Origin of the sequence: Streptomyces sp. NPDC004542 (assembly GCF_040610035.1) — a bacterium.
GTDB lineage: Bacteria > Actinomycetota > Actinomycetes > Streptomycetales > Streptomycetaceae > Streptomyces.
The window spans coordinates 1-2,467 of sequence record NZ_JBEXLP010000200.1 but is presented as its reverse complement, the minus strand read 5'-3'; the positions used below and the strand labels follow the sequence as shown (position 1 = coordinate 2,467).

2 protein-coding genes and 1 pseudogene are annotated in these 2,467 nt (G+C 74.3%); all 3 read left to right on the top strand.

What is annotated here, in order from left to right; all coding sequences use genetic code 11:
• Positions 1-132, top strand: a 132-nt coding sequence (locus tag ABZX30_RS38030; protein ID WP_355943002.1) for an alpha-glucosidase C-terminal domain-containing protein, incomplete at its 5' end; no start/stop codon positions are given.
• A 29-nt stretch (positions 133-161) separates the two neighbouring features.
• The gene (locus ABZX30_RS38025) at positions 162-1,526 is read left to right on the top strand and encodes a maltokinase (RefSeq protein ID WP_355942999.1); all 1,365 of its coding nucleotides are present in this window, start codon (positions 162-164) and stop codon (positions 1,524-1,526) included.
• Between the two features lie 3 nt (positions 1,527-1,529).
• Positions 1,530-2,467: pseudogene (locus ABZX30_RS38020) on the top strand (1,4-alpha-glucan branching enzyme); the annotation flags it as partial.

Genomic DNA, 2,467 nt, shown 5'->3' with positions numbered 1-2,467 from the left:
CCCGTCGAACTGTTCGGCGGTGTCCGCTTCCCGGCGATCGGTGAGCTGCCGTACCTGCTGACCCTCGCGGGCCACGGCTTCTACTGGTTCCGGCTCTCCCGAGTCGCATCCCGCACCGGCGGACGACGCTGAGCGCGCCGCCGAGGAAAGGACGCGTCACCATGGCGAAGACGGTAATCCTCCGGCCGAGAAGCACGGGCACCGAGCAGCCCCTGTCCTCGCTGTGCGGGCTGCTGCGCGAGTGGCTGCCCCGGCAGCGCTGGTTCGCGGGCAAGGACCGGCCCGTCACCGACCTGACCGTGCTGTCCGCGACGGAGCTGTTCCCGGGCTGTCTGCACGTCCTGGTCGACGCCGGGTACCTGCCGGTCCCGGCACCCGGCGGCGGCACCCACCCGCCCGGCGACTGCTACCAGTTGCTGCTCGGTGTGCGCGAACAGCTCTCGCCGCGTCTGGGCCGGGCCCTCATCGGCCGGGTGCAGGACGGTCCGCTGGCCGGTCTCACCGTCTTCGACGCGCTGCACGACCCGCGCTCCGCCGCGCTGCTCCTGGAGCGGCTCAGGCAGCCCGGTGCGGCGGGCCCGCTGTGCTTCGAGACCGACCCGGCCGCGGGCATCCCGTCCGGGCTCGCGCCGCGCCTGCTGGACGCCGAACAGTCCAACTCCTCGCTGGTGTACGGCGACGCGTTCATCCTGAAGGTCTTCCGGCGCATCCAGCCCGGCATCAATCCCGACCTGGAGGTGCCGGGGGCACTGGTCGCGCAGGGCTGCAACCGCGTCCCCGCCCCGGTGGCCTGGCTGCGCACCACCGAGCCGTGGGCGGCGACCCTCGGCGTGCTCCAGCCGTACCTGCCCGACGCCTCCGACGGCTGGACGCTGGCCCTCGGGGCGCTCGCCGCCCGCGAGGACTTCACCAAGGAGGCGTACGAGCTGGGGCAGGCGACCGCCGACATCCACCTCGCCCTGGCGTCCGCCTTCCCCGCCGGGACCCACGGCGAGATGGAGCGCACGGCGGCGGCGATGACGGCCCGGCTGGAGGCGGCCGCGCACTGCGTGCCGGCGCTCAGACCGTTCGTCCCCGGCCTGCGCTCCGCCTTCCGCGCGCTCGCCACCTGCGATGCCGGGCCGGCGGCGCAGCGCATCCACGGCGATCTGCACCTGGGGCAGGTGCTGCGGGCGGGCCGCGAGTGGTTCGTCATCGACTTCGAGGGCGAGCCGTCCCGCCCGCTCGCCGAACGGCGCGGCGCCCAGTCCCCGGTGCGGGACGTCGCGGGCATGCTGCGCTCGTTCGACTACGCGGCCCGCCAGCGACGCCCCTGGCGTCCGGAGTGGGCCCGCCGCTGCCGGGAGGCCTACTGCGCCGGCTACGCGGTCCGGGCCGGATGGGACCCGCGCAAGAAGCACGCGCTGCTGCGCGCGTACGAGACGGACCGGGCGGTCTACGAAGTGCTGTACGAGGCCAGGCACCGTCCGGGCTGGCTTCCCGTACCGATGGCGGCGATCGAACGCCTTGCCGTCCGAGGAGGATGAACCGTGGCGCTGCGCGACACCACCCTGCCCGAGTCGGCGGGCCGCCGGCCGCTGCCGGCCCCCGCCCTGGACCCGGCCGACCTGGAACGCCTGCTGGCGGGCGCCCACCACGACCCGCACGCGCTGCTCGGCGCGCACCCGGTGCCGGGCGGGATCGCCTTCCGGGCGCTCAGACCGTTCGCCCGCGCCGTGAGCGTCGTGCTCGCCGGCGAGCGGCACCGGCTCGTCTCCGAGGGCGGCGGCCTCTTCTCCACCGTGCTGCCGCTGGACGCGATCCCCGCCTACACCCTGCTGGTGGAGTACGCGGAGGGCACCCAGGAGGTGCACGACCCCTATCGCTTCCTGCCCGCCCTGGGCGAGTTCGACCTGCACCTGATCGGTGAGGGCCGGCACGAGCAGCTGTGGCGGGCGCTCGGCGCCGAGCCGATGACCCACCAGGGCGTCACCGGCACCCGGTTCACCGTGTGGGCGCCGAACGCGCGCGGTGTCCGGGTGGCCGGGGAGTTCACCTTCTGGGACGGGACGGCCTTCCCCATGCGGTCCCTCGGCTCGTCCGGGGTGTGGGAGCTGTTCCTGCCGGGCATCGGCGAGGGCGCGAAGTACAAGTTCGAGATCACCTCCCGGTACGGGCACCGGTTCTTGAAGGCCGACCCGATGGCCCGGCGCACCGAGGTGCCGCCGGCGACGGCCTCCGTGGTGACGGCCTCGCACCACGAGTGGGGCGACGCCGAGTGGCTCGAGCGCCGCGCGAAGACGCCGGTGCACGAGGCGCCGTTCTCGGTGTACGAAGTGCACCTGCCGTCCTGGCGGCCCGGTCTCACCTACCGGCAGCTCGCCGAGCAACTGCCCGCGTACGTCAAGGACCTGGGCTTCACCCACGTCGAACTGATGCCGGTCGCCGAGCACCCCTTCGGCGGCTCCTGGGGCTACCAGGTCACCGG

Bases quoted from the DNA above. Each gene is read 5' to 3' on its own strand.
- ABZX30_RS38025 (WP_355942999.1), top strand. From the start codon at position 162: ATGGCGAAGACGGTAATCCTCCGGCCGAGAAGCACGGGCACCGAGCAG.